General features: G+C 73.4%; 21 protein-coding genes and 1 pseudogene. 18 read left to right on the top strand and 4 right to left on the bottom strand.

The window, feature by feature from the left end:
• Positions 1-64: 64 nt before the first annotated feature.
• The 5 genes from ACGF8A_RS23550 (at position 65) to ACGF8A_RS23530 (ending at position 5,137) form a co-directional block, all read left to right on the top strand.
• Positions 65-472: a luciferase family protein gene (locus ACGF8A_RS23550; protein WP_393111213.1), complete on the top strand. Its 408-nt coding sequence runs from the start codon at positions 65-67 to the stop codon at positions 470-472.
• A 225-nt stretch (positions 473-697) separates the two neighbouring features.
• The gene (locus tag ACGF8A_RS23545; RefSeq protein WP_393111211.1) at positions 698-3,067 is read left to right on the top strand and encodes a glycoside hydrolase family 65 protein; all 2,370 of its coding nucleotides are present in this window, start codon (positions 698-700) and stop codon (positions 3,065-3,067) included.
• Between the two features lie 69 nt (positions 3,068-3,136).
• Entirely contained in the window at positions 3,137-4,084 is a 948-nt protein-coding gene (locus ACGF8A_RS23540) for an NAD(P)-dependent oxidoreductase (protein WP_393111289.1), read from the top strand.
• Positions 4,085-4,231: 147 nt separating this feature from the next.
• The gene (locus ACGF8A_RS23535) at positions 4,232-4,654 is read left to right on the top strand and encodes a PPOX class F420-dependent oxidoreductase (RefSeq protein ID WP_393111209.1); all 423 of its coding nucleotides are present in this window, start codon (positions 4,232-4,234) and stop codon (positions 4,652-4,654) included.
• Between the two features lie 27 nt (positions 4,655-4,681).
• Positions 4,682-5,137 carry an RpiB/LacA/LacB family sugar-phosphate isomerase gene (locus ACGF8A_RS23530; protein WP_393111207.1) on the top strand — a complete coding sequence of 152 codons (456 nt, stop codon included), beginning with the start codon at positions 4,682-4,684 and terminating at the stop codon, positions 5,135-5,137.
• 52 nt (positions 5,138-5,189) lie between these two features.
• Here the strand turns inward: ACGF8A_RS23530 and ACGF8A_RS23525 are convergent, their stop codons facing one another.
• Positions 5,190-5,531, bottom strand: a complete 342-nt coding sequence (locus ACGF8A_RS23525) for a hypothetical protein (RefSeq protein WP_393111205.1) — start codon at positions 5,529-5,531, stop codon at positions 5,190-5,192.
• 37 nt (positions 5,532-5,568) lie between these two features.
• A complete protein-coding gene (locus ACGF8A_RS23520; RefSeq protein WP_393111203.1) occupies positions 5,569-5,949 on the bottom strand; it encodes a DUF6479 family protein in 381 nt (126 codons plus the stop codon).
• A gap of 184 nt (positions 5,950-6,133) precedes the next feature.
• Here ACGF8A_RS23520 and ACGF8A_RS23515 point away from each other — a divergent pair, with 184 nt between their 5' ends.
• From ACGF8A_RS23515 to ACGF8A_RS23495, 5 genes are all read left to right on the top strand, one after another.
• Positions 6,134-6,505 carry a ferredoxin gene (locus ACGF8A_RS23515; protein WP_393111201.1) on the top strand — a complete coding sequence of 124 codons (372 nt, stop codon included), beginning with the start codon at positions 6,134-6,136 and terminating at the stop codon, positions 6,503-6,505.
• A 401-nt stretch (positions 6,506-6,906) separates the two neighbouring features.
• A complete protein-coding gene (locus ACGF8A_RS23510; protein WP_393111199.1) occupies positions 6,907-8,085 on the top strand; it encodes an acyl-CoA dehydrogenase family protein in 1,179 nt (392 codons plus the stop codon).
• Positions 8,086-8,833: 748 nt separating this feature from the next.
• Positions 8,834-9,631 carry an oxygenase MpaB family protein gene (locus ACGF8A_RS23505; protein WP_393111287.1) on the top strand — a complete coding sequence of 266 codons (798 nt, stop codon included), beginning with the start codon at positions 8,834-8,836 and terminating at the stop codon, positions 9,629-9,631.
• Positions 9,632-9,693: 62 nt separating this feature from the next.
• Complete coding sequence (locus ACGF8A_RS23500) at positions 9,694-11,910, top strand: tetratricopeptide repeat protein (RefSeq protein ID WP_393111197.1); 2,217 nt, start codon at positions 9,694-9,696, stop codon at positions 11,908-11,910.
• A gap of 52 nt (positions 11,911-11,962) precedes the next feature.
• Entirely contained in the window at positions 11,963-13,540 is a 1,578-nt protein-coding gene (locus ACGF8A_RS23495; protein WP_393111195.1) for a phytoene desaturase family protein, read from the top strand.
• A gap of 198 nt (positions 13,541-13,738) precedes the next feature.
• Here ACGF8A_RS23495 and ACGF8A_RS23490 read toward each other — a convergent pair whose 3' ends face one another.
• Positions 13,739-15,517: a serine hydrolase gene (locus tag ACGF8A_RS23490; protein WP_393111193.1), complete on the bottom strand. Its 1,779-nt coding sequence runs from the start codon at positions 15,515-15,517 to the stop codon at positions 13,739-13,741.
• 181 nt (positions 15,518-15,698) lie between these two features.
• Between ACGF8A_RS23490 and ACGF8A_RS23485 the strand changes: the two are divergent.
• From ACGF8A_RS23485 to ACGF8A_RS23475, 3 genes and pseudogenes are all read left to right on the top strand, one after another.
• Positions 15,699-16,801, top strand: a pseudogene (locus tag ACGF8A_RS23485) (nitronate monooxygenase).
• On the top strand, positions 16,798-18,345 hold the full coding sequence (locus tag ACGF8A_RS23480; protein WP_393111191.1) for an acyl-CoA synthetase: 1,548 nt from the start codon (positions 16,798-16,800) through the stop codon (positions 18,343-18,345). The pseudogene ACGF8A_RS23485 and the gene ACGF8A_RS23480 overlap by 4 nt, the downstream one beginning before the upstream one ends.
• 844 nt (positions 18,346-19,189) lie before the next feature.
• Positions 19,190-20,722 (top strand): acyl-CoA synthetase, encoded by a 1,533-nt coding sequence (locus ACGF8A_RS23475; RefSeq protein ID WP_393111189.1) that lies wholly within the window; start codon positions 19,190-19,192, stop codon positions 20,720-20,722.
• Here ACGF8A_RS23475 and paaK read toward each other — a convergent pair.
• The gene (paaK, locus tag ACGF8A_RS23470) at positions 20,691-21,986 is read right to left on the bottom strand and encodes a phenylacetate--CoA ligase PaaK (RefSeq protein ID WP_393111187.1); all 1,296 of its coding nucleotides are present in this window, start codon (positions 21,984-21,986) and stop codon (positions 20,691-20,693) included. The two genes, ACGF8A_RS23475 and paaK, sit on opposite strands and share 32 nt — an antisense overlap.
• A 160-nt stretch (positions 21,987-22,146) precedes the next feature.
• Here paaK and ACGF8A_RS23465 point away from each other — a divergent pair, with 160 nt between their 5' ends.
• The 5 genes from ACGF8A_RS23465 (at position 22,147) to ACGF8A_RS23445 (ending at position 25,929) form a co-directional block, all read left to right on the top strand.
• A complete protein-coding gene (locus ACGF8A_RS23465; protein ID WP_393111185.1) occupies positions 22,147-22,968 on the top strand; it encodes an alpha/beta fold hydrolase in 822 nt (273 codons plus the stop codon).
• Positions 22,890-23,393: a hypothetical protein gene (locus ACGF8A_RS23460; protein WP_393111183.1), complete on the top strand. Its 504-nt coding sequence runs from the start codon at positions 22,890-22,892 to the stop codon at positions 23,391-23,393. The genes ACGF8A_RS23465 and ACGF8A_RS23460 overlap by 79 nt, the downstream gene beginning before the upstream one ends.
• On the top strand, positions 23,390-24,556 hold the full coding sequence (locus ACGF8A_RS23455; protein WP_393111181.1) for a thiolase domain-containing protein: 1,167 nt from the start codon (positions 23,390-23,392) through the stop codon (positions 24,554-24,556). Before ACGF8A_RS23460 ends, ACGF8A_RS23455 begins: the two co-directional genes overlap by 4 nt.
• A gap of 82 nt (positions 24,557-24,638) precedes the next feature.
• Positions 24,639-24,881, top strand: a complete 243-nt coding sequence (locus ACGF8A_RS23450) for a DUF397 domain-containing protein (RefSeq protein ID WP_393111179.1) — start codon at positions 24,639-24,641, stop codon at positions 24,879-24,881.
• Between the two features lie 151 nt (positions 24,882-25,032).
• Positions 25,033-25,929: a universal stress protein gene (locus ACGF8A_RS23445; protein WP_393111177.1), complete on the top strand. Its 897-nt coding sequence runs from the start codon at positions 25,033-25,035 to the stop codon at positions 25,927-25,929.
• The last annotated feature ends 3 nt before the right edge of the window (positions 25,930-25,932 follow it).

Genomic DNA, 25,932 nt, shown 5'->3' with positions numbered 1-25,932 from the left:
CACACCTGGGTTACGAAGTGTCCAACCACTGGTATCCGTGGGGTGATGCGGCGACGATGGAGACATGACTCTGGCCCAGCGCGCCCTGGAGCAACTGGAATCCTGGCCCGACCTCACGGCGGGACCGGCCAGTTGCGGCACGGGGCGGGCAGTTCGCTCCGCTCGCAACGAGATCGCACACTTCCACACGGCTCACGACGTGGACCTGCACCTGACCGGCCAGGCCATCGAGCGGTTCGCCCACGAGCTCACCGTCTCCACGGCGGTCCGGCTGGTGCCCGGCTCCCAATGGGTGACCGTGCACCTCGACTGCGACACGGACGTCGACGTACTGCTGAGCCTGGTGAGCGTCGCGCTCCACGCCCACCAGGACCAGCCGCCGGAGCAGCCCGCCTCGCCCGCCGGGTGCAACTTCCACCGGGTCACGGTGCTGCGCCGCGACCCGGCCGGGGTGCCGCAGCCTGCCTGCTAGGGCCTGCCGTCCGGGCCGCGGACACGGGTCCGGCACGCGCGCCCGCCGCGTCACCGCCCGCCGGCCAGGTGTGCCGTCCCCAGGCGCGCTCGCGGCGCGGTTCCCGCTCGTCACCGGCGTGGGCCGTGCCCCGGGACAAGGTGCCGGGGAGAGACTGCTTGCGCACGGTGCCGAGACAGCCGTACCCGGTCTCGGCGAGCCGCCTGCTGCGGGAGGAGCACCGAGGTGACGGGCTGGACCTGGGAGTACGAGGGATACGAGCCGGCCGACGAGCGGTTGCGTGAGTCGCTGTGCACACTCGGCAACGGCTACTTCGCCTCCCGCGGCGCACTGCCGGAGTGCTCCGCGGACGATGTGCACTACCCGGGGACCTATGTGGCCGGCTGCTACAACCGGCTCACCTCCGACGTGGCCGGACGCAGGGTCGAGAACGAGGACATGGTCAACCTGCCCAACTGGCTGCAACTGCGCTTCCGGCTGCGCGGCCGCCCCTGGCTCACCCCGGACACCGCGACCGTCCTCGAACACCGGCTGATCCTGCACCTGTCCTCGGGCGTGCTGGAGCGGCTGACCCGCTTCGCGCTCGGCAACGGGCGAGCCCTGACGGTGCGCCAGCAGCGGCTGGTGCACATGGCCGATCCGCATCTGGCCGCACTGCGCACCGAGTTCACCACCGACGGCTTCTCCGGCGAACTGCACGTCGAGGCCGCCCTCGACGGCGGCGTCCGCAACGCCGGAGTGGCCCGCTACCGGGACCTGGACGGGCTGCACCTCACCCACGAGCACGCGGGAACCGCCGAACACGACACGGTGTGGCTGCGCTGCCGCACCCGCACCTCCGACATCCGCATCGGCATGGCGTCCCGGCTCACCGCCGACGCTCCCGTCACCGCCCGGCACGTCCGCCCCCGCACCACCCAGCGCATCCGGCTGCACCTTGAGCCCGGCCGCACCGCCACGGTCGACAAGACCGTCGCCCTGCACACCTCACGCGACCCGGCGATCAGCGACCCGCTGCACGCTGCCCTCGCCCGCGTGGGACGCGCCCCCGGATTCGACGAGCTGCTGCGCAGTCACCGGACCGCCTGGGCGCAGCTGTGGCGCCGCGCCGACCTCGACGTCGCCGGCGAGGCCGGCGGCATCCTGCGGCTGCACCTGTTCCACGTGCTGCAGACGCTCTCCCCGCACACGGCCGACCTCGACGTCGGCGTACCCGCGCGCGGGCTGCACGGCGAGGCCTACCGCGGGCATGTCTTCTGGGACGAACTGTTCGTCCTGCCCTTCCTCAATCTGCACTTCCCCGAGGTCTCCCGGGCACTGCTGCGCTACCGGCACCGCCGCCTGGAACAGGCCTGCACCGCCGCCCTGAACGCAGGCCGCCGGGGCGCGATGTACCCGTGGCAGAGCGGCAGCGACGGCCGCGAGGAGACCCAGCAGCTGCACCTCAACCCGCGCTCGGGCCGCTGGCTGCCCGACCACTCCCATCTCCAGCACCATGTCGGCTCGGCGATCGCCTACAACGTCTGGCAGTACTGCGAGGCCAGCGGCGACGTCGAGTTCCGGCACACCAAGGCCGCCGAGATGCTGCTGCAGATTGCCCGCTTCTGGGCCGACGCGGCCCGCTACGACAAGACCCTTCGCCGCTACCGCATCCGGGGCGTGGTCGGCCCCGACGAGTACCACGACGCCTATCCGGGCGCCGGGCAGCCCGGCCTGGACGACAACGCCTACACCAACGTCACCGCCTCCTGGGTGCTCATGCGCACCCTGGAGCTGCTGCAGGGCCTGCCCGAGCCACGGCGCCGCGAGCTCGCCGAGCGCACCGGCCTGGACGAAGCCGAACTCGCCGAGTGGGAGGAGGTCTCCCGCGCCCTGCACGTGCCCTTCCACGAGGGCGTCATCAGCCAGTTCGACGGCTACGGCGCCCTCGCCGAGCTCGACTGGCACCGCTACCGCAGGGAGTACGGCGACATCCGCCGGCTGGACCGGATCCTGGAGGCCGAGGGCGACACCGTCAACCGCTACCAGGCCTCCAAGCAGGCCGATGTCCTCATGCTCGGCTACCTGTTCTCGCCGGCCGAGCTGCAAGGCCTGTTCGCCCGGCTGGGGCTGCGGCTCGACGAGGAGACCTGGCGGCGCACCGTCGACTACTACCTCCATCGCACCAGCCACGGCTCCACCCTCAGCGGCCTGGTGCACGGCTGGGTCCTCACCCGGGCCCGGCGGACCGAGGCCTGGCAGTTCGTGCAGGAGGCACTGCGCGGCGACATCGCCGACGTGCAGGGCGGCACCACCGGCGAAGGGATCCACCTCGGGGCGATGGCCGGCACCCTCGACCTCGTCCAGCGCGGCCTCACGGGCCTGGAGACCCGCGAGGGTGCCCTGTGGCTGGACCCGGTCCCGCTGCCGGAGCTGTCCTCCTACGGCTTCTCCCTGCGCTACCAGAACAACTGGGGCGTCCGGCTCCGCCTGCGCCACGGCCGCCTGGAGGTGACCGTGCCGTCGTCCGACGCGACCCCCGTCGACGTCCGCCTGCCGGACCGGGCCGTGCGCCTGGAGCCCGGGGAGAGGGGGCTGCTGGTGCTGCCGGAATGAGCGGCCACCGCCGCCCGGCACCCGGCCGACGGGGTGACCGGGCGCGCGCGACATGACCGTGCGGTGGCATTGTCGGGAACGACCCGAGCAGGGCAGCGATCACCGTACCGACAGGGAAGTCGACGCATGACCGACACACTCACCGTGAGCGTTCTGGGCACCGGCATCATGGGCGCCGCGATGGCGCGGAACCTCGCCGGGGCCGGACACGCCGTCCGAGCCTGGAACCGCAGCCGCGCCAAGGCAGAACCGCTCGCCGCCGTCGGCGCGCATGTCGCCGGCACCCCCGCGGAAGCCGTCGAGGGCGCCGACGTCGTCCTGACCGTGCTGTACGACGGGGCCACCGTCCTGGACGTGATGCGCCAGGCCGCGCCCGCCCTGCGCCCCGGCACGGCGTGGGCGCAGTCGACCACCGCGGGCCTGGAGTCCGCCGCCGAACTGGCAGCCTTCGCCGAGGAACACGGACTCGCCTTCTACGACGCCCCCGTCCTGGGCACCCGCAAGCCCGCCGAGGACGGGCAGCTGCTGGTGCTCGCCGCCGGTCCCGTCCAGGGCCGGGACACGGTCAGGCCGGTCTTCGACGCGGTGGGCAACCGCACGGTGTGGACCGGCGAGGACGGCGCCGCCGGCACGGCGACCCGGCTGAAGCTGGTCGCCAACAGCTGGGTCCTCGCCGCCACCACCGCGGCCGGCGAGACGCTCGCCCTGGCCCAGGCGCTCGGCGTGGACCCGCAGCACTTCTTCGACGCCATCGCGGGCGGCCCCCTCGACATGGGGTACCTGCACGTCAAGAGCGGGCTGATCCTCGACGACCGGCTGTCCCCGCCCCAGTTCGCGGTGACCACGGCCGTCAAGGACGCCCGGCTGATCGTCCAGGCGGGCGAGCGCAACGGCGTACGGCTGGATCTGGCCGCCGCGGGTGCGCGGCGGCTGGCCCGTGCCGAGGAGCAGGGTCATGGCGAGAAGGACATGGCCGCCGCGTACTTCGCCAGCTTCGACGAGACGCCTCCCGCCTGACCGCTACCCCTCCACCCGCACCCGTCCCCGCACCCGCACCCGCACCCGTCCCCGCACCCGCACCCGCAGCCGTCCCCGCACCCGCACCCGCACCCGTCCCCGCACCCGTCCCCGTCCCCGCACCCGCGACAGAGGAGAGAGAGCCCCATGTCCAAGCCACCGCTTCCGCCCGAGGCCGACGCCCTGCTGGCCGCCGCCAACCCCTGCGTGATGGCCACCCTGCGTTCCGACGGCACACCCGTCTCCACACCGACCTGGTACCTCTGGGAGAACGGGCAGGTGCTGATCAACCTGGACGAGGGCCGGGTACGGCTGAGGCATCTGCGGCGCGACCCGAGGGTCACCCTCACCGTGCTGGACAAGGCGGACTGGTACACCCACGTCACCCTGGTCGGGCGCGTCGGCAGGACCTACGAGGACGAGGACCTGGCCGACATCGACCGGCTCGCCCGGCGCTACACCGGTGACACCTACCCGGACCGGGAGCGCGGACGGGTCAGCGCGTGGATCGAGGTCGAGCGCTGGCACGGCTGGGGCGCCCTGAAGGACAGCGGCCAGGCCTCCACCTGAGCCGGGCCCTGACGTAGGCTCCGGGACATGCGGATCTCCGTTTCCTCGGACATCGACGAACCCGTCGCCCGGCTGCTCGTCACAGAGCTGCGGGGCCGTGGGCACGAGGTGCTCACCCACGGCGCGCTGCGCCCCGGCGACGACCCGCAGTGGGCGGCGTGCTCCGCGGCGGCCGCCCGCGACGTGGCCGACGGTACGTCGGCGATGGGCGTCGTGTGCTGCTGGACCGGCACCGGCGCGTCCATCGCCGCGAACAAGGTGCCGGGGGTGCGGGCGGCGCTGTGCACGGACGCCTACACGGCCGGCGGTGCCCGCCGCTGGAACGACGCCAACGTGCTGGCGCTGAGCCTGCGGCTGACCTCGGAGCCGGTCCTGAGGGAGATCCTCGACGCCTGGTTCGCCGCAGAGGCCGGCGAGGACGCCGAGGACCGGGGGAACGTGGCCCGAATCGAACAGCTGGACGACGATCGCGTCGTGCCGTGACATGACGCGGCGGCCGGGAGGTCATATGTCTCCCGGCCGCCGATGGCGCCTTCTAGGGCCGGTCGCCGCGCCGTTCCGGCGTTCCGTGCGGCAGGGGGCCGGACGGCTGCGGCGATGTCGTGGGCGACACCGGGGAGCCGGCGTGGCCCGCCGCGCCCTGCTCAGGGCGCGGGGCCGCCGGATCGCCGGACGTCGGTTCCGCCCCGGCCTTCAGCTGCTCCAGCCGTGCCGTCAGCAGCTCGGTCGCCGGTGCCCGGTCGGCGTGCATGCGCTCGTACGCCAGGAGTTCCTCGATCTCTTCGAGGGTGAGCGACCGGACCCGGGCCTCCAGGCCGCCGATCGGCAGGTGGTCGTAGTCGGGCAGCGGCAGGGCGCTGCGGCCGGCGTCGGCCATGATCGTCCCTTCCCTCGGTGTTCGCACCCCTGGGCGGTCAGTGCGCGCCGAGCCCGCCGCCGCCGAACGAGCCGGTGGTGCCCTTGCTCCAGCGGCGCCGGTCCTTCGAGGTGCTGGGCCGGGTCTGCATGTTGGTCAGCTCGTAGGGCGTGAGGGGGCGGCCGCCCCTGGGTATCACGGGGACGTCGTCCGGCTCCCGGTTCTCCCGGACCTCGTGCACCGCGCCTTCCGGTGGCAGGTGGGGCTGCTCGTCCGGGCGCGGGCGCGGGGGTTCGCTCAACTTGATCCGGTTGCCGAGCCAGAGGCTTCCCGCCAGCACCGCGACGACGGCGATGGCCACCGCGAACAGGGCCAGGCTGAGCAGTCCGCTCGGCGCGGCCAGCTGTATGGGGGCAGCCTGCAGGGATGCAGTGTTCATATCGGACGAATACCCTCAAATTCGACCCTGAATCCGCGCCTGGAGCGGGCGGCGCGGGTCCCTCACCTCGTTCCCCGCCGGTCTCCCGGGGCCTTCCGGGTCGTACGGAGGCGATGGCGGAAAATGGGCCCTAGCCTCCGTCCCGCACGCGTTTGGAGGGGGCCGCCATGGCTACCCGCGCGGTGTGACTTCGACGACTTCGCAGCAGGACGTCTTCCGCTTCCTGGAAGACCGCTTCGCCTGCGCGCAGGCGTGCACGGACTGCGCCCGGGCGTGCGCGCTGCGCGCGAGCCTGGTGGACCCGGACGGCACCGAGAACCAGGAATTCCTGCGCCGCAAAGGGATCATGTGCGCGGAGGTCTGCGACGCGACCTGCCGCATGCTGTCCGAGCAGTCCCTCGTCGACGAGGACGGACTGCGGGTCCAGCTTGAGTGGTGCCGCGGCGTCTGCCTGGAATCGGCACACGCCTTCGACGGTCACCCCGCGGCCGAGGCCGCTGAGGCGTGCCGCGCCTGCGCCCGGGCCTGCACGGAGTTCCTGGGGACGCTGGGCTGAGCGGCGGCGCTTCGGGCGGTGGTCGTGCGGAACCGGTTCCTCCGGGCGGGCCGCCGATCGGACGAGGCTGCCCGGAGGATCCGGCCGGGGTGGACCCCGGCGGTCGTACTGCCGGCCGTGCCGGGGCGCCCGGCGGTCGCACCGCTGAGCCGTGGCGGGGCGCCCGACGGTCGCACCGCTGAGCCGTGGCGGGGCGCCCGACGGCCGCACCGAGCCATGGCGGGATTCCCGGTGGCCGCCCGGCCGCGTCGGGTACGGGTGGGTCCCGGTGCTGCGCGTTTCCGGCGCGTTCCCCTTCCCGACGCCGCCCTTTCCGGCCGCCGTCGCCATTCCCAATTTCTGAAACACGTTCTACGGTGTGCGCCGTCAGTCAGGACCGGCCCCGGGAGCCTGGAGGCGCCGTGCACCTCGAATACACGCCCGACCAGCAGCGGCTGCGCACCGAACTGCGCGGCTACTTCAGTGAGCTCGTGCCGGACGACGCGCGCGGGCGGCACGCCGAGCCCGCCGCCCAGAAGCGCTTCTACCGCGACACCATCCGCCGGCTGGGCACCGACGGCTGGCTCGGTGTGGGCTGGCCGGAGGAGTTCGGCGGACGCGGACTGACCGCCATGGAGCAGTTCATCTTCTTCGACGAGGCAGCCCAGGCCGGCGTACCGCTGCCGCTGATGGCGCTGCACACCGTCGGGCCCACGATCATGCAGTACGGCACCGAGGAGCAGAAGGCGTACTTCCTGCCCCGGATCCTCGCCGGCGACATCGACTTCGCGATCGGCTACGGCGAGCCCGACGCGGGCACCGACCTGGCGGCACTCAAGACCCGCGCGGTGCGTGAGGGCGACGCGTACATGGTCAACGGCCACAAGATCTGGACGACCAACGGTGACACCGCCGACTGGGTCTGGCTGGCCGTGCGCACCGACCCGCAGGCCGCACCGCACCGCGGCATCACCATGCTCCTCGTGCCGACCTCCGACCCCGGCTACTCCTGCACCCTCATCAACACCCTCGCCGGACACGACACCACGGCCGGCTACTACGAGAACATCCGCGTCCCCATCTCCCGCCGGGTCGGCGAGGAGAACCAGGGCTGGCGGCTGATCACCAACCAGCTCAACCACGAACGCGTCACCCTCGCCGCGCACGGCACCATGGCGATCCGCGCCCTGCACGACGTCCGGCGCTGGGCGAGCCGCACCAAGCTCACCGACGGCCGCCGCGTCGTCGACCTGCCCTGGGTGCGCCGCCTGCTCGGCAGGACCCACACCCGACTGGACGCCATGAAACTGATGAACTGGCAGATGGTCAGCGCCGTCCAGCACGGCACACTGACCCCGCAGGACGCCTCCGCGGTCAAGGTCTACGGCTCCGAGGCACGCCGCGACGCCTACGCCTGGCTCATGGAAGTCGTGGGCGCGGCAGGCGCGCTGCAGGAGGGCTCCGCCGGTGCGGTACTGCACGGCGAACTGGAACGGGGCTACCGCTCCGCGGTGATCTTCACCTTCGGCGGCGGCAACAACGAGATCCAGCGCGAGATCATCTCGTGGATCGGCCTGGGCATGCCCCGCGTACGCCGCTGAACCCCCGGACGCTTCGGTGACCGGCAGTGTCCCGCCCCCTCGGCCGGCGAGCGGCTGCCCGCCGTCGATGTCGTAGGACGCGCCGGTCCGGGCCGTGTGCGTGATCAGGTGAACGGCGGGCGCCGCCACCTCGTCCGGCCGGACGACGCGGCCGATCGGCGGCGTGGAGCGCAGCTTCTCGCGGCAGGCCTCGAGCCCCTCGCCGAGCAGCCTGGCCGGCGGCGGTGGGTCCACGAACCCGCGGCGATCAGGCCGGCCCGGACGGGCGCGAGTTCGCGCGCGAGACCGGCGGTGAGCACGGGCGGGGCGGCGGTGACCGCCGGTGTGATCCCGAGGCAGGCTCGGACCCGCCGCGCCCCGGTGCCGCCCAGGAACAGCAGCGTGCAGGGCGACCGCCCCTGCGATCTCCATCGCGCCTCCCTCCTGCCGGCGCCTGCCGGGGCCGGCGGGAGGACCGGGGAAAGTGCTGCGTTTCCTCCCCTGCCGGCCTGCACCGGATGCGCGGCTCCGCATGTGGCACGCCTCGCGCGAACCCGCCCGCGCCGTGCGGTGCCGGAGCTGTCGTACCGGCGCGAGTCGAGGGAGAGTGGGGGAGACGGTCCTGTGACGACGGATTCCGGGCGGGGTGAGCTCGTTGGCCACACAGAAGTGGGGTGGGGGCGACGGACGTCGGGCCCTGGCACCGGAGCCGTCAGGCCGCCCGGCGGCTGATCCGGGACTGTTCACACCCGCTTCCGTGACCTGGCAGATGCACGGCGACCCGATGATGTGGATCGCGGGCATCCGCGCCCTCCACCTCCAGGCGCTGCACCCGCGCGCGGTACGCGGCGTCGTGCAGAACAGCGACTTCCGGCGCGACGCCTGGGGCCGCCTGATGCGCACCGCGAACTTCGTCGGCACCACGACGTACGGCACCACCGACGCCGCCGAGCGCGCGGGCGCCCGCGTCCGGAAGATCCACAGCATGCTGCGCGCCACCGACCCGGAGACCGGCGAGGAGTACCCGGTCGACGCCCCCCGTCTGCTGCTGTGGGTGCACTGCGCCGAGATCGACTCCTACCTGCACGTGCTGCGCCGCTCCGGCTACCCGCTCACCGGCGCCCAGGCCGACCGCTACATACGCGAACAGCGGGTCGGCGCCCGCCTGGTCGGCCTCGACCCCGCCGGCGTACCGGCGGACCGGGCGGAGCTGGCCGCCTACTTCGACGAGGTCCGGCCCGGACTCTCCGCCGGACCCGAGGCCAGGGACGTCGACGCCTTCCTGCGCCGCCCGCCGGTACCCCCCGCCCTGGCACCCTTGCGCGAGCTGGTGTGGAGCCGGGTCGCCGGGCTGGCGTACGCCTCGCTGCCGCCGTACGCCCACGAGCTGTACGGCCGTCCGGCCCCCGCACCCGACGTCGTCACCCGGCGCCTGCGCCGGGCCGGCACCCTGCTGCGCGCCGTCCCCGCCCATGTGCGCTGGCAACTGCCGCCCCGGCACATCCTGCGCGCCATGGCCCGGCTGGGCCCGGCCGCCCGCCCGGCGCCGCACAAACTCGAACCGTAGGCGGCCATACTGGACGGGCCAGGGGAGGGCGAGGCTCACAGCGACGGGGGCGACGGCACGCGATGGGGGAGACCAGGCTGATCCAGGGCCGGTACCGGCTGCTGGATCCGATAGGCCGCGGCGGCATGGGCGAGGTGTGGCGGGCACGTGACGAGTCGCTCGGCCGGCACGTCGCCGTGAAGTGCCTCAGGCCCCTCGGCCCGCACCACGACCAGTCGTTCGTCCGAGTGCTGCGGGAGAGGTTCCGCCGCGAGGCCCGCGTGGCCGCCGCGCTCCAGCACCGCGGGGTGACCGTCGTCCACGACTTCGGCGAGTCCGACGGCGTGCTGTACCTGGTGATGGAGCTGCTCCAGGGCCGCAATCTCAGCCAGGTGCTGGAGGACAACAAGCGCCATCCGCTGCCGGTCCCCGACATCGTCGACATCGCCGGGCAGGTCTCCGCGGCCCTCGCCTACACCCACCGGCAGGGCATCGTGCACCGCGACCTGAAGCCCGCCAACATGGTGCGGCTCACCGACGGCACGGTGAAGATCTGCGACTTCGGCATCGCCCGCCTGGGCGCGGACATCGGGTTCACCTCCCGCCTGACCGGCACCGGCGTCGCCATGGGCACCCCGCACTACATGTCGCCGGAGCAGATCAGCGGGGACGAGGTGGACCAGCGCAGCGACCTGTACTCCCTGGGCTGCGTGCTGTACGAACTCGCCACCGGCGTGCCGCCGTTCGACCTGGGCGACGCATGGGCGATCCTCGTCGGCCACCGCGACACCCCGCCCGAGCCGCCGCGCGCCCACCGCGCCGATCTGCCCGGCGATCTGGAGCAGATCATCCTGAGCCTGCTCGCCAAGCTGCCCGGACAACGGCCGCGCGACGCCACCGAGCTGGGCCGGAGAATCAGCGCGGCCCGGGGCGTCCCGGCGTACGCCCCGACCGTGATCTCCGTCGAGCCCGCCGCCCGCGAGGCGCGGCTGCCGTCCTGGACGCGCGGCATGACCACCGGCCACAAGGCCGCCGGCGCGGCACTGCGCGTCCCGCAGGCGGACGCAGGCGACGGACTCACCGGCGAGTGGATCGCCCGCCCCGTCACCGGCCCCACCCCCCGCCCGGTGCCGCAGACCCCTCCCGAGCCGTCCCGGGAGGCGCTCACGACCCTGGCCGGACGCCACAACGCGGGCCTCAGCCTGGCCCGGCTCGGCCGCTGGTCGGAGGCGGGCGAGGTGCACCGCGCGGTCTCAGCCGAGCGCGAGCACCTCCTCGGCGCCGACCACCCCGACACCCTCGCCAGCCGCTACGAGGTCGCCTTCACCCTCAGCCGCACCGGCCGCGCGGCAGACGCCCTGCGTGAGTACACGCACGTGGCCCGCGCCCGTGAGCGGGTGCTCGGAGCCGAGCACCCGGACACCCTCGCCGCCCGGCAGGAAATGGCGTACGTACTCGGCCAGTTGGGTCGGCCCCTGGAGGCGCACCAGGGGTACACGTCCGTGCTCGCCGCGCGGGAGCGCACCGTGGGCGCCGACCACCCCGACACGCTGCGCTGCCGCCACAACCTCGCCTTCAACCTGAGCAGACTCGGCCGTCTGGAGGACTCGTACCGGCTGGCCTGCGAGGTGGCCCGCGATCGCGCCCGGGTGCTCGGCGCCGGCCATCCCGACACGCTGGTGACACGCTTCGAAGTGGCTTACGTCCTGGGCCAGTTGGGGCGCTGGCCGGAGGCCCTGGACACCTACCGCGAGGTCGCCGGGGCCCGTGGCCGGGCGCTCGGCCCCGACCATCCCGACACTCTCGCCGCACGCCATGAGATCGGCATCAGCCTGGGCCGCCTGGGCCGCGGCGCCGAGGCCCTCGAGCTGTACCGCGAGCTGGCCGGCGACCGCACCCGCGTCCACGGACCCGACCACTTCGAGACCCTGCGCGCCCGGCACGGCCTCGGCGTCAGCCTCGGCCGCCTCGGCCGCTGGGAAGAGGCCCTCGCCGAGTCCCGGGACGTGCGCGCGATCCGGGACCGTGTCCTCGGCCCCGACCACCCCGACAGCCTGATCAGCCGCCGCGAGGTCGCCGTCGGTCTCGGCCGGCTGCGCCGCTGGGCCGACGCGCTCGCCGAGTACCGCGCTGTCGCCGACGCCCGCGAACGCGTCCTGGGCCCCGTGCACCCCGACACGCTCGCCGCCCGCAACGACGAGGCCCACTGCCTGGAGCAGCTCGGCCGGGGGCAGGAGGCGGCGGAGCTGTACCGCAGGGTGGCGGAACTGCGCCGGCAGCGGGACCCCCGCGAGACCTGACCGGGCCGGACCCGCTCTGGCCGGGCGGGATCATCGCGTGTTACCAAGAAACATGCCTGCACACGAGGGATCCCGCGCGTACGACGCCGTCATCGTCGGCGGTGGCCACAACGGCCTGGTCGCCGCCGCCTACCTGGCCCGCGCCGGGCGGTCGGTACTGGTGCTGGAACGGCTCGACCACACCGGCGGTGCCGCCGTCTCCACCCGCCCGTTCCCCGGCGTCGAGGCCCGCCTGTCCTGCTACTCCTACCTGGTCAGCCTGCTCCCGCGGAAGATCGTGCGGGACCTCGGCCTGGACTTCCGGCTGCGCACCCGCACCATCTCCTCGTACACCCCCGCCGAACGCGACGGCCGGCCGACGGGGCTGCTGATCGGGGGTGGCGAGGACCGGACCCGGGAGGCCTTCGCGCGGCTGACGGGCGGCGACCGCGAGTACGAGTCCTGGCAGCGCTTCTACGGCATGACCGGCCGTGTCGCCCAGCGGGTCTTCCCCACGCTGACCGAGCCGCTGCCCCCGCGGGACGAGCTGCGCCGGCGCATCGACGACGAGGACGCCTGGCGGATGCTCTTCGAGGAGCCGATCGGCGTGGCCGTCGAGGACCACTTCGCCGACGACCTGGTGCGTGGCGTGGTGCTGACCGACGCGCTGATCGGCACGTTCGCCGACGCGCACGACGGGGAGCTGCGCCAGAACCGGTGCTTCCTCTACCACGTGATCGGCGGCGGCACCGGCGACTGGGACGTCCCCGTCGGCGGCATGGGCGCGCTGACCGGCGCGCTGGCCACCGCCGCGCGGGAAGCGGGCGCAGTCGTCGCCACCGGGCACGAGGCCCTGCGGATCGACACCGACGGCCGCAGCGCCGAGGTCACCTACCGCACACACGACGGCGAGGGCGTGGCCGTCGCCCGGCACGTCCTCGTGAACGCCTCCCCGCAGGAGCTGGCCGCCCTCACCGCGGACACCCCGCCCGCCCCCGCGGAGGGCGCCCAGCTCAAGGTCAACATGCTGCTGAAGCGGCTGCCGAGGCTGCGTGACACCTCGGTCGACCCGCGTGAGGCGTTCGCCGGCACCTTCCACATCGCCGAGGGGTACGAGCAACTGGCCACCGCCCACGCGCAGGCCGCCGCCGGTGAGCTCCCCGCCGCCCCGCCCTCCGAGATCTACTGCCACTCGCTGACCGACCCGTCGATCCTCGCCCCGGAGCTGGCCGGGCGGGGCTACCAGACGCTCACGCTGTTCGGTCTGCACACCCCTGCCCGGCTCTTCGCCCAGGACAACGACGCGGTCCGGGACGCCCTGCTGAAACCGACCCTCGCGCAGCTCGACGCCCACCTCGCGGAGCCTCTCGCCGACTGCCTGGCCACCGACGCCGACGGGCGGCCCTGCATCGAGGCCAGAACGCCGCTCGACCTGGAGCGTGAGCTGCGGCTGCCCGGCGGCAACATCTTCCACCGCGAGCTGTCCTGGCCGTACGCCCAGGAGGGCACCGGCCGCTGGGGAGTGGAGACCCGGCATCCCAACGTGCTGCTCTGCGGCGCGGGCGCCGTGCGTGGCGGCGGGGTGAGCGGGGTGCCGGGGCACAACGCGGCGATGGCGGTCCTGGAGGACGGTGACGGCCCGTCCCGGTGACCTTCGCCCCCCGGCTCGATACCCGGGGCGGGGCACGCGATCCTCGTGCGCAGGGTCACGGCGCCGCCCGGACACCATGGCCCCGGCCGACCGGCACGGCAGGCCCGCCCGGCGGAGACCGGCGCCGTGGTGCCCGTACGGTTGCGGGACGGGCACCACGCCGCCAAGCCCCGCCGCCCCGGCCGCCGCAACCGCCGGTCAGTCCTTCGATGCCGTCCACCCCGTCGGCGTGATCCGTGCCGCGTCCGCGGGCCGGGCCTCGTCGAAGAGAACGGCTCCGCCGGACTCGACCCGCAGGCCGTCGACGTACGCTCCCCGGCCGACGTAGCGCTGGTCGGTGGTGTACCGCCAGCGCAGGGTGAGCCCCGGGGCGGGCGGCAGGGCCGCCGTGAACCGGTGCCAGGTGCGGCCCGACCAGCCGGTGACCCGCCCGGCCGGGTGCTCCTCGGGCTCCTCGCCGCGCCGGTCGGTGCTGAACGGAACCGGCTGCCAGGTCGCGCCGCCGTCCGTGGAGGACTCCAGGGCCAGACCGTCGGACGCCGGTTCGGTGTCCCACCACAGCGCGCCGCGCAGCGATGCCCCACCCGAGGACGTGTCGAGCGCGGGCAGGGCGAGCGTCGCGGTCGTGGAGTTCGCCATCCCGGAGAACCAGGCGGTACGACCGCGCGCCGGGCGGACGGCGACGGCGCGCGCCAGATGGTTCGCCGCGGCGACCCGGGGCGCCGAACCGGAGCGCCAGCTGCGCACCGGGTGCACCGAGTTGCCCAGCACCACGAGGAAGGAGTCGGTCGTCGGGTCGAGGACGAGGGAGGTGCCGGTGAAGCCGGTGTGGCCGGCGGTGCGCGGGGTGGCCATCGCGCCCATGTACCAGTGCTGGTGGAGCTCGAAGCCCAGGCCGTGCTCGTCACCGGGGAAGGCGGTGTTGAAGTCGGTGAACATCAGCTCCACCGACTCCGGCCGCAGGATCCGCGCCCGGCCGTAGACGCCGCCGTTCAGCAGGGTCCGGCCGAGCACGGCGAGGTCCCAGGCGCAGGAGAAGACCCCGGCGTGCCCCGCGACCCCGCCGAGGCTGTAGGCGTTCTCGTCGTGCACCTCGCCCCACACCAGCCCCCGGTCCAGCCCGGACCACGGCTTGCGGGCGTCCTCGGTGGCCGCGACACCCGGTCTCCAGGAGGCCGGCGGATTGAACCGAGTGCGGCGCATACCGAGTGGAGCGGTGATCTCCTTCCCCAGCAGCGTGTCCAGACGGCGACCGGTGATCTTCTCCAGCACCAGCTGAAGCGAGATCAGGTTGAGGTCCGAGTACAGGTACCTGGTCCCGGGCGCGTCGACCGGTGCCTCGTTCCAGATGAGCCGCAGCTTCTCCTCGTACGTCGGCGCGACGTACAGCGGAATCCACGCGCGGAACCCCGAGGTGTGCGTGAGCAGCTGCCGCACGGTGACGTCCTGCTTGCCGGCGCCCGCGAACTCGGGCAGATACGAGGCGACCGGCGCCTCCAGCTCCAGCGCGCCCCGCTCGATCTGCTGCACGGCCAGGATCGACGTGAACAGCTTGGACACCGAGGCGAGATCGAAGACGGTGTCCTCGGCCATCGGTATCTGCTCCTCGGCCGGCAGCTCCACCCCGGTGTCGGTCTTCTCGTCGTACGCCGCGTACCGCACCGCCGTGCCGATCGGCTCGTGCAGGGCCACGGTCCCGCCCCGCCCGGCGAGCAGCACGGCCCCGGCGTACCACGGGTGTTCGGGGGAGGGGCCGAGGAACGCCTCGGCGTCGGTGACGAGCCGGCGCAGATGCGAGCCGAGCAACCCGGCGCGCTCCGGCGAGCCGCGCCGCAGGGTCGGGCGGCCGGTGCCGGCGGGCGCGGCGGCCGCCGCCGGTCCCGCCGGGAAGGGCGCGAGGGCGAGTGCGCCGCCCAAGGCCACTGCCCGCAACCCCAGTTGACGGCGGCTGAACCCGTTCGCCATCTCTTCGCCCATCGAGGACCCTCCCGTACCCGGCTGAAAGTATCTTTCGGGGACCACTGTGCGGGGTGAAACTTTCCTGTCATGGGCGGGGGTGTGTCAATGGGGCGTGCGGCCGCGGGTGAGAGCCCGCCAGATCTGACGCTGTGTCAGAAAAACTCTTCCGTCGACCGGAGGACTGCGGCATCCTGCGCCCATGCAGACGGAGCTGAGCAAGCAACTGGGAGCCGAGCACGCCCTTCTCGGCTTCACGCCGTTCCCGGCCGTCGCCGCGGCCCTCAGCCGGGCCGGCGGCTTCGGAGTACTCGGCGCGGTCCGCTACACCGCACCCGGCGACCTCAGGCGCGACCTCGACTGGATCGAGGCCCATGCCGAGGGGCGGCCCTACGGCCTGGACGTCGTGATGCCCGCGACCAAGGTCGAGGGCGTCAGCGAGGCCGACGTGCAGGCGATGATCCCCCACGGGCACCGGCGGTTCGTCGAGGAGACGCTCGCCAAGTACGGCGTACCCGAACTACCCGAGGGCGAGGCGGCCGGCTGGCGCATCACCGGCTGATGGAGCAGGTCGCCCGCACCCAGGTCGACGTCGCCTTCGACTACCCGATCCGGCTGCTGGCCAACGCCCTGGGCTCACCGCCCGCCGACGTCGTCCGGCGCGCCCACGACCGCGGCGTCCGGGTCGCCGCGCTCGCCGGCAGCGCCCGGCACGCGCGCAAGCACCAGGACGCCGGGATCGACGTCGTCGTCGCCCAGGGGTACGAGGCGGGCGGGCACACCGGTGAGATCGCCTCCATGGTGCTCACCCCCGAGGTCGTCGATCCGCTGCCCGTGCTCGCCGCCGGAGGCATCGGCAGCGGGGAACAGGTGGCCGCCGCGCTGGCGCTCGGCGCGCAGGGCGTGTGGACCGGCTCCATCTGGCTGACCACCACCGAGGCCGACCTCCACTCCCCGGCCCTGACCCGCAAACTCCTCGCGGCCACCTCCGGCGACACCGTCCGCTCCTGCGCCCTGACCGGCAAACCCGCACGTCAGTTGCGCACCGAGTGGACCGACGCCTGGGACGACCCCGCCGGGCCGGGCACCCTGCCCATGCCCCTCCAGGGCCTGCTCGTCGCCGAGGCCGTCTCGCGTATCCAGAAGTACGAGGTCGACCCCCTGCTCGGCACGCCGGTCGGTCAGATCGTGGGCCGGATGACCGGCGAGCGCAGCGTCCAGGCCGTCTTCGACGACCTCACCCGCGGCTTCGAGCGGGCCGTCGACCGCGTCAACCGCATCGCGGGAAGGAGCGGCACGTCATGAACCACCCCACCGGCTTCTGGGCCCAGGCCACCGCCGATCCCGGGCGCGCCGTCCTCGTCGCACCCGACGGCGAGGAGTGGACCGCCGGGCGCCTGCACGCCGACGCCAATCGCCTGGTGCACGGGCTGCGGGCCGCCGGCCTGGAACCCGGCGACGCCTTCGCCGCCGTGCTGCCCAACGGGCCCGAGTTCCTCACGGCGTATCTGGCCGCCACCCAGGCCGGGTTCTACCTGGTCCCCGTCAACCACCACCTCGTAGGCCCCGAGATCGCCTGGATCGTCGCCGACTCCGGCGCCAAGGTCCTCATCGCCCACGAGCGGTTCGCCGACGCCTCCCGCCAGGCCGCCGACGAGGCGGGCCTGCCGCCCCGCCACCGGTACGCGGTCGGCACGGCCGAGGACTTCCGCCCGTACGCCGAACTCCTCGACGGCCGGCCGCAGTCACCGCCCGGCGGCCGCACCCTCGGCTGGGTGATGAACTACACCTCGGGCACCACCGGCCGCCCCCGCGGCATCCGCCGCCCCCTGCCCGGCAAGCCCCCCGAGGAGTCCCACCTCGGCGGGTTCCTCGGGATCTTCGGCATCGAGCCGCACGACGGCAACGTCCACCTCGTCTGCTCGCCGCTGTACCACACGGCGGTGCTCCAGTTCGCCGGCGCCTCGCTGCACATCGGCCACCGCCTCGTCGTCATGGACAGATGGACGCCCGAGGAGATGCTCCGCCTGATCGACACCCACGGATGCACGCACACGCACATGGTCCCGACCCAGTTCCACCGGCTGCTGGCCCTCCCCGAGGACGTCCGCCGGTCGTACGACGTCTCCTCCATGCGGCACGCCATCCACGGCGCCGCTCCCTGCCCGGACCACGTCAAACGCGCCATGATCGACTGGTGGGGGCAGTGCGTCGAGGAGTACTACGCCGCCAGCGAGGGCGGCGGCGCCTTCGCCACCGCCGAGGACTGGCTGAAGAAGCCCGGGACCGTCGGCAGGGCCTGGCCGATCAGCGAACTCGCCGTCTTCGACGACGCAGGCCACCGGCTGCCCCCAGGCGAACTCGGCACCGTCTACGTGAAGATGAGCACCGGCGGCTTCGCCTACCACAAGGACGACGACAAGACCCGGAAGAACCGCGTCGGCGACTTCTTCACCGTCGGCGACCTCGGCCTTCTCGACGAGGACGGATACCTGTTCCTGCGGGACCGCAAGATCGACCTGATCATCTCCGGCGGCGTCAACATCTACCCCGCCGAGATCGAGTCCGTCCTGCTCGCCCACCCCGCCGTCGCCGACGCCGCCGCCTTCGGCATCCCGCACGACGACTGGGGCGAGGAGGTGAAGGCCGTCGTCGAACCGGCCCCCGGTCACGAACCCGGACCCGCCCTCGCCGCCGCCCTCCTCGACCACTGCGCCGCCCGGCTCGCCGGCTACAAGCGCCCCAGGAGCGTCGACTTCACCAGCGAGATGCCCCGCGACCCCAACGGCAAGCTGTACAAACGGCGGCTGCGGGAGCCGTACGGGGAGGAGCGGACCCGGGAGATGTGACGCACCCGGTCGCGTGCGGCGAACCGGCCGGCCACCGCAAGCGGCGCGTCCGCCGTCCTTCGGCCGACCCCGGCCCCCGCACCGCCCTCCTGGCGTGCCCGTACGGCGACCACGATCACCAAGGGCCGCCCGCCAAGCGGGAGCGCGCGGCGGGAGAACGGGCGCCCGCCCGATCTCACCCGGGTTCATGCTGCTGGGCATCGTCCTGTCCAACACGGCCTTCCACCTCTGGACGGCCGCTTGTACCGCCGGTCCCAAGTCCTCCAGGAGCTGATCAAGGTCGTACAGGCCACTGACGCCCGCGTCCGCACGTGCCGTGCGGGGCCATCGACCTCGACAGTGCCCCCGGCGTCATGACGGCTGAGATTCTGGCCAGCGTGCGCAAGCACGAAGTAGCCCACGCCATGGAGCCCATGAAGGGCAAGAAGCAGTCCAGCCGCGCGGCCGGGGTCAACCACGGCGGCCCGCGTGCGTTCGGCTTCCGGCCGGTCAAGCGGAAGGCCGAGGGTGAGGCCCCCGAGGTACCGAAGGCTCGAGCCCCGCGAAGCCGAGCTGCTTCGCGAGGCAGCGACGGCCATCCTCGCGCACGCCGCCGATCCCGACACCGGTCTCACCCCCGCGGGCATCAGCCGTCGGTGGACGGCCAGCGGCGTCAAGACCCCTTGAGGCACCGCCTGGACACGGCTAGTGCTGATTGCCGAGCAGCAGACAACGTCCACCCACCGTCGTGGCACCGCTGAAGGCGACCGCGTCGGAGGGGGGAGCGCTTGAGCGTACCAAGGGGTATGCCGAGCGCGGCCCTGTCTCTTGACCTCTTCCGGACGCGGACGGAGGATCATCAGTCATGACGCCCGGACACGGCAGCACGGTTGACGGGGTGCTGCGGCGCAGCGCCCGCCGCACCCCGGCGCGCGTCGCGGTCGAGTACCGCGAACGCCGCTGGACGTACGAGGAACTCGACGACGCCGTCTCCCGGGCGGCGGGCCTCCTGCTCGGTGAGGGCCTCGCCCCCGGTGACCGGGTCGGCGCCTACGGCCACAACTCCGACGCCTACCTCATCGGCTTCCTCGCCTGCGCCCGCGCGGGCCTGGTGCACGTGCCGGTCAACCAGAACCTGACCGGCGACGACCTCACGTACATCGTCGAGCAGTCGGGCAGCGGGCTGGTCCTCGCCGACCCGGATCTGGCGGGCCGACTCCCGCAGGGCGTACGGACGCTGCCGCTGCGGGACGCGGGCGACTCGCTGCTCGCCCGCCTGCCGTCCACGGCGCCCTACGACGGCCCGGAGCCGCGCGCCGAGGATCTGACGCAACTGCTCTACACCTCGGGCACGACGGCGCTGCCCAAGGGCGCGATGATGACGCATCGCGCACTCGTGCACGAGTACCTCAGCGCGATCACCGCCCTCGACCTCGCCGCGGGCGACCGGCCGGTGCACGCGCTGCCGCTGTACCACTCGGCACAGATGCATGTCTTCCTGCTGCCGTATCTCGCGGTCGGCGCGACGAACGTCATCCTGGACGCCCCGGACGGCGACCAGCTCTTCGATCTGATCGAAGCCGGGCGCGTGGACAGCCTGTTCGCTCCGCCCACCGTGTGGATCGGCCTGGCGAACCGGGCCGACTTCGCCACCCGCGACCTGAGCGGGCTGCGCAAGGCGTACTACGGAGCGTCGATCATGCCGGTGCCCGTCCTGGGACGGCTGCGCGAGCGGTTGCCGCAGCTGGCGTTCTACAACTGCTTCGGCCAGAGCGAGATCGGCCCTCTGGCCACGGTCCTCACTCCCGGCGAGCACACGGCCCGGCCGGCCTCCTGCGGCCGGACGGTGCTGTTCGTGGACGCCCGGGTCGTCGGCGAGGACGGCAAGGACGTGCCCGACGGCACACCCGGCGAGATCGTCTACCGCTCACCGCAGTTGTGCGAGGGCTACTGGGGCAAGCCGGAGGAGACCGCCGAGGCCTTCCGCGACGGCTGGTTCCACTCCGGCGACCTCGCGGTGCGGGACGCGGAGGGCTACCTCACGATCGTGGACAGGGTGAAGGACGTCATCAACTCCGGTGGTGTGGTCGTCGCCTCACGGCAGGTCGAGGACGCCCTCTACACCCATGAAGCCGTCGCCGAGGTCGCCGTCGTCGGGCTGCCCGACGAGAAGTGGATCGAGGCGATCACCGCCGTCGTCGTCCCGCGCGGCGAGGTGACCCCGCAGGACCTGATCGCCCACGCGCGCGAGAGGCTTCCCCATTTCAAGGCGCCGAAGCGGGTGGTGTTCGTGGACGCGCTGCCGCGCAACGCCAGCGGCAAGATCCTCAAGCGGGAGCTGCGGGACCGGTTCGGCGACGGACAGGTCAGCGCGGACGCAGATCCACGATCCGCCTGATCTTGCCCACGGACCGTTCGAGGGACTCCGGTTCGACGATCTCCACCGCCACGGACACGCCGATGCCGTCCTTCACGGCCGCCGCGATGGCCCGCGCCGCGTCGTCGCGGGCCCCGGCGGTGGCGTCCGGGCGGGCCTCGGCCCGGACGGTCAGGGCGTCGAGCCGGCCCTCCCGGGTGAGACGCAGCTGGAAGTGCGGGGCCACACCGGGGGTGCGGAGCACGATCTCCTCGATCTGGGTGGGGAAGAGGTTCACGCCGCGCAGGATCACCATGTCGTCGCTACGACCGGTGATCTTCTCCATCCGTCGGAAGACGCGTGCCGTGCCCGGCAGCAGCCGCGTCAGGTCCCGGGTCCGGTAGCGGATCACGGGCATGGCCTCCTTGGTGAGCGAGGTGAAGACCAGCTCGCCCCGCTCGCCGTCGGGCAGCACCTCACCGGTGACCGGGTCGACGATCTCCGGGTAGAAGTGGTCCTCGTGCACATGCAGACCGTCCTTGGTGTCCACGCACTCCTGGGCGACTCCCGGGCCGATCACCTCGGAGAGCCCGTATATGTCCACGGCGTCGATCGCGAACCGCTCCTCGATCTCCCGCCGCATCCCCTCCGTCCAGGGTTCGGCACCGAAGATGCCCACCCGGAGCGAGGTGCCCCTCGGGTCGACGCCCTGGCGCTCGAACTCGTCCAGCAGCGTCAGCATGAAGGACGGCGTCACCATGACGACGCCGGGTTTCAGGTCCTGGATCAGCTGTACCTGACGGGCCGTCATGCCGCCGGACGCCGGGATCACCGTGCAGCCGAGCCGCTCGGCGCCGTGGTGCGCGCCCAGCCCGCCGGTGAACAGGCCGTAGCCGTACGCCACATGCACCGTGTCGCCGGGCCGCGCGCCCGCCGCCCGCATCGAACGGGCCACCATGTCGGCCCACATCGACAGATCGTTGGCCGTGTAGCCGACGACGGTCGGGCGCCCGGTGGTACCGCTCGACGCGTGGATCCGGCGGATGCGCTCCCGGGGCACGGCGAACATCCCGTACGGGTAGTGCTCCCGCAGGTCGGCCTTGGTGGTGAACGGGAAGCGGGCGAGGTCGGCGAGGGAGCGGCAGTCGTCGGGGTGGACGCCCGCCTTGTCGAAGGACTCACGGTAGAAGCGCACGTTGTCGTAGGCGTGCCGCAACTGCGCCCGCAGCCGCTCCAGCTGCACCGCCCGCAGCTCCTGCGGGCCCAGTCGTTCCCCCGCGTCCAGCGGGTCCGCCGTCCTCGCCATGGGATCTCTCCTTACCAACCGCGGCAATCCGGGCGACCGATCATTCGGTCGAGGTGTTGTGGATCAGTAATCCAGCCCGCCCCGGCGGAAGCAAGGCCCCGGCCCGCACTTTCTGCGGGAGGCGGAAGTCTGTTGCGCGGGCCGCCGCCGAGCGCCGAGGATGCTCGCCACGCCCACTTTCCTCGCCCCTGACGGCACCCGGCTCACCTGTCATCTGCGCGGTGACGGCGCGCCGCTGGTCGTTCTGCCGGGCGGCCCCATGCGGCGCTCCGCCTATCTCGGCGACCTGGGCGGCCTCGCCGCACACCGCCTGCTGGTCCTGCTCGATCTGCGCGGCACCGGCGACTCGGAGGTGCCGGCCGACCCGGCGACCTACCGATGCGACCGCCTCGTCGACGACGTGGAGGCGCTGCGCCTCCACCTGGGTCTGGAGCGGATGGACCTGCTCGCCCACTCGGCGGGCGGCAGCCTCGCCATGCTGTACGCCGCCCGCCACCCCGGCCGGGTGGCACGGCTCGCGCTGATCACCGCGACGCCCTGGGCGCTGGACATGCCGGCGACGACCGAGGACCGGCTCGCCGCCGCGCGGCTGCGGGAGGGTGAGCCCTGGTTCACGGAGGCGTTCCCGGCGTTCGAGAGGTGGCTGTGCCAGGGCGGCGACTTCGACCCGAGGTTCATACCGTTCTTCTACGGGCGCTGGGACGAGGTCGCCGCCGCGCACGCCGAACGGGACGAGCACGAGAGCAACGACGAGGCGGCCGGGGGGTACGGCTCCGAGGGCGCCTACGACGCACCCGCGACCCGCGCCGCGCTTGCCGCACTGGACGCCCCGCCCTCGCGGCCGTGGCCGCCCGCAGCCGCGCGGCGGCCGAGGACAACCCCCACGCCCAGCTGCGGGGCCCGGTGCCGCACGGGGAGTACGCCGTACGGCCGCTGCGCACCGGCGACTGCCCGCCCGTCGGCGACGGCGCCGCCGCCGTGATCCTCGCCGCCGGGGACCGCGCCCGCGAGCTGTGCGCACGCCCCGCCTGGATCCGCGGCATCGACCATCGCATCGAGGCACACGGCCTCGGCGTCCGCGACCTCACCGACTCGCCCTCCACCCGCCTGGCCGCCGAGCGGGCCGGTGCCTTCGCACGGCCCGTCGACACCGCCGAACTGCACGCGCCCTTCACCGCACGGGAGGTCGTCCTGCGCAAGGCGCTGCGTCTCGGCGACGCCGTGGACGTCAACCCGTCGGGCGGCGCGCTCGCGGCCCACCCGATCATGGCCGCCGGTCTGATCCGCATCGGCGAGGCGGCCGCCCGCATCCACCGGGGTCCCTGCGGCCGGGCCCTCGCCCACGCCACGTCCGGCCCCTGCCTGCAACAGAACCTGGTCGCCGTTCTCGAAGGGGATTCCCGATGAGCAAGGAGCCCGTGGCCGTCGTAGGCGTCGGCCAGACCAAGCACGCGGCGGCACGCCGGGACCTCTCCCTCGCCGGGCTCGTCCGGGAGGCGGCCGCAGAGGCCCTCGTCGACGCCGGGCTGACGTGGGCCGACGTCGACGCCGTGGTCATCGGCAAGGCGCCCGACTTCTTCGAGGGCGTGATGATGCCGGAGCTCTATCTGGCGGACGCGCTGGGCGCGGTCGGCAAGCCCATGCTCCGCGTGCACACCGCCGGATCGGTCGGCGGCTCCACCGCCCTGGTGGCGGCCCAGCTCGTCGCCGCCCGGGTGCACGGCACCGTCCTGACCCTCGCGTTCGAGAAGCAGTCCGAGTCCAACGCCATGTGGGGTCTGTCGCTGCCGGTCCCGTTCCAGCAGCCGCTGCTGGCCGGCGCGGGCGGCTTCTTCGCCCCGCACGTACGCGCGTACATGCGGCGCAGCGGCGCGCCCGACACGATCGGCTCGCTCGTGGCGTACAAGGACCGGCGCAACGCCCTGAAGAACCCGTACGCCCATCTCCACGAGCACGACGTCACCCTGGAGAAGGTCCAGGCCTCACCCATGCTCTGGGACCCGATCCGCTACTCGGAGACCTGCCCGTCCTCCGACGGCGCCTGCGCCATGATCCTCACCGACCGGGCGGGAGCCGCCCGCGCGCCCCGGCCACCCGCCTGGATGCTCGGCGGCGCTATGCGCAGCGAACCCACTCTCTTCGCCGGCAAGGACTTCGTCTCGCCACGGGCCGGCCAGGACTGCGCCGCCGACGTCTACCGGCAGGCCGGCATCGCCGACCCGCGCCGGGACATCGACGCGGCCGAGATCTACGTGCCGTTCTCCTGGTACGAGCCGATGTGGCTGGAGAACCTCGGCTTCGCCGCCGAGGGCGAGGGCTGGAAGCTCACCGAGTCGGGGGTCACCGAACTTCACGGGGACCTGCCGGTCAACATGTCGGGCGGCGTGCTGTCCACCAACCCCATCGGCGCCTCCGGCATGATCCGCTTCGCCGAGGCGGCCCAGCAGGTGCGCGGGCTGGCGGGGGAGCACCAGGTGGACGGCGCCCGCAAGGTGCTGGGGCACGCCTACGGGGGCGGCTCCCAGTTCTTCTCCATGTGGCTCGTGGGCGCGCGGCCGCCGGACGCCTGAAAGGTCCCCCTCACGTGGCCTGTCGGCTGCGGGAACCGATCGCTAGGCTGGCCGCGGACGACGAGTCGGGAGGAGCACGGACGTGGCCGAGACCACCATCCAACAGCAGCCGCTCATGGGCTGGGACAAGCCGGAGCTGGACCTGAGCAACGCCGAATGGCAGTCCAGCAGCCGGGGTGTGGGGGATGTCCAGATCGCCTTCGTCGAGGGCTTCATCGCGATGCGCAACAGCGGCCGCCCGGAGAGCCCCTCTCTCATCTTCACCCCCGCCGAGTGGGGCGCGTTCGTGTCGGGTGCCCGGGAGGGCGAGTTCGACCTGACCTGACCCCGCCGGCGTGTGCCGGGCAGCCCGACCGGCCCTGGGGTGTCCCACCCGATTTTCCGGACACGCGACCTGCTGAGGCCTCCCGGGGTCGAGGCCTGAGCGAGGCTGGCCCCGGGAAGCGGAAGGTCGCCACTGCGGAGGTGAGGAACCCATGAGCACCCTGCCGGTCATCGCGGCGTTCGACGGTTCGGACGACAGCCTGCGGGCCCTGGACTGGGCCCTCGACGCCGCCCGCGGGCGCGGCGCCCCGTTGCGGGTGGTGCACGTGCGCCAGTACGCCGCCCGGATGCCCGCCGCCGCGGAGGTCACACGACTGCCGGAGCCCGCGGACGATCCCGTCCTGGCCAGGGCCCGTGCCCACCTCGCCGGCGCGCCGGACGTCGACTACCTCGGGCCCGAGGGCACCCCGGCCGCCGTTCTGCCCGAACTGGGCGCCGACGCCCAGCTGTTGGTGCTCGCCGCCCGGGGCCGCGGCGGGTTCGCGAGTCTCCTGCTCGGCTCCAACGGCCTCGCCGCGGCCCGCGACGCCGCGTGCCCTGTCGTCGTGGTGCCCCGGCCCGGCCGCGAGGTCTACGAGGCCCCGCCGCAGGAACCAGGCCCCCGGGTCGTCGTCGGCCTCGACGTGGACGGCCCCGACGACGCCACCCTCGCCTTCGCCTTCGTGGAGGCCGCCCGGAACGCCGCACGCCTGCAGGTGGTCGCCGCCTACCCGGGACCGCTGCAACTCTGGGCGGGCGCGGCGGGTGAGCTGCTGCCGGCCGGTATCGACCGGGACGCCGTCGAGGGCGAGACCCGCACCCTCGCCAACGGCTTCCTGGCCCCGCACCGGCGGCGCCACCCCGGTGTCCGGGCGGAGCCGTACGTGGCACCCGGCGACGCCGCCGCCCAGCTCGTCGCGCACTCGCAGGGCGCCGAACTGGTCGTCGTGGGCCGCCACCGCCGCCGCCTGCTCGCCCCCGCCCGCATGATGGGCTCGGTCACGCACGCCGTGCTGCTGCACGCTGCGAGCCCGGTGGCGGTGGTACCACCGGCGGCGCCGGAGGAGTGAGGC

The sequence above is a fragment of the Streptomyces sp. NPDC047706 genome, assembly GCF_043204795.1.
In the GTDB taxonomy this organism is placed as follows: domain Bacteria; phylum Actinomycetota; class Actinomycetes; order Streptomycetales; family Streptomycetaceae; genus Streptomyces.
Note: the sequence above shows the minus strand (reverse complement) of the source record. Positions and strands in the feature narration are given on the sequence as shown.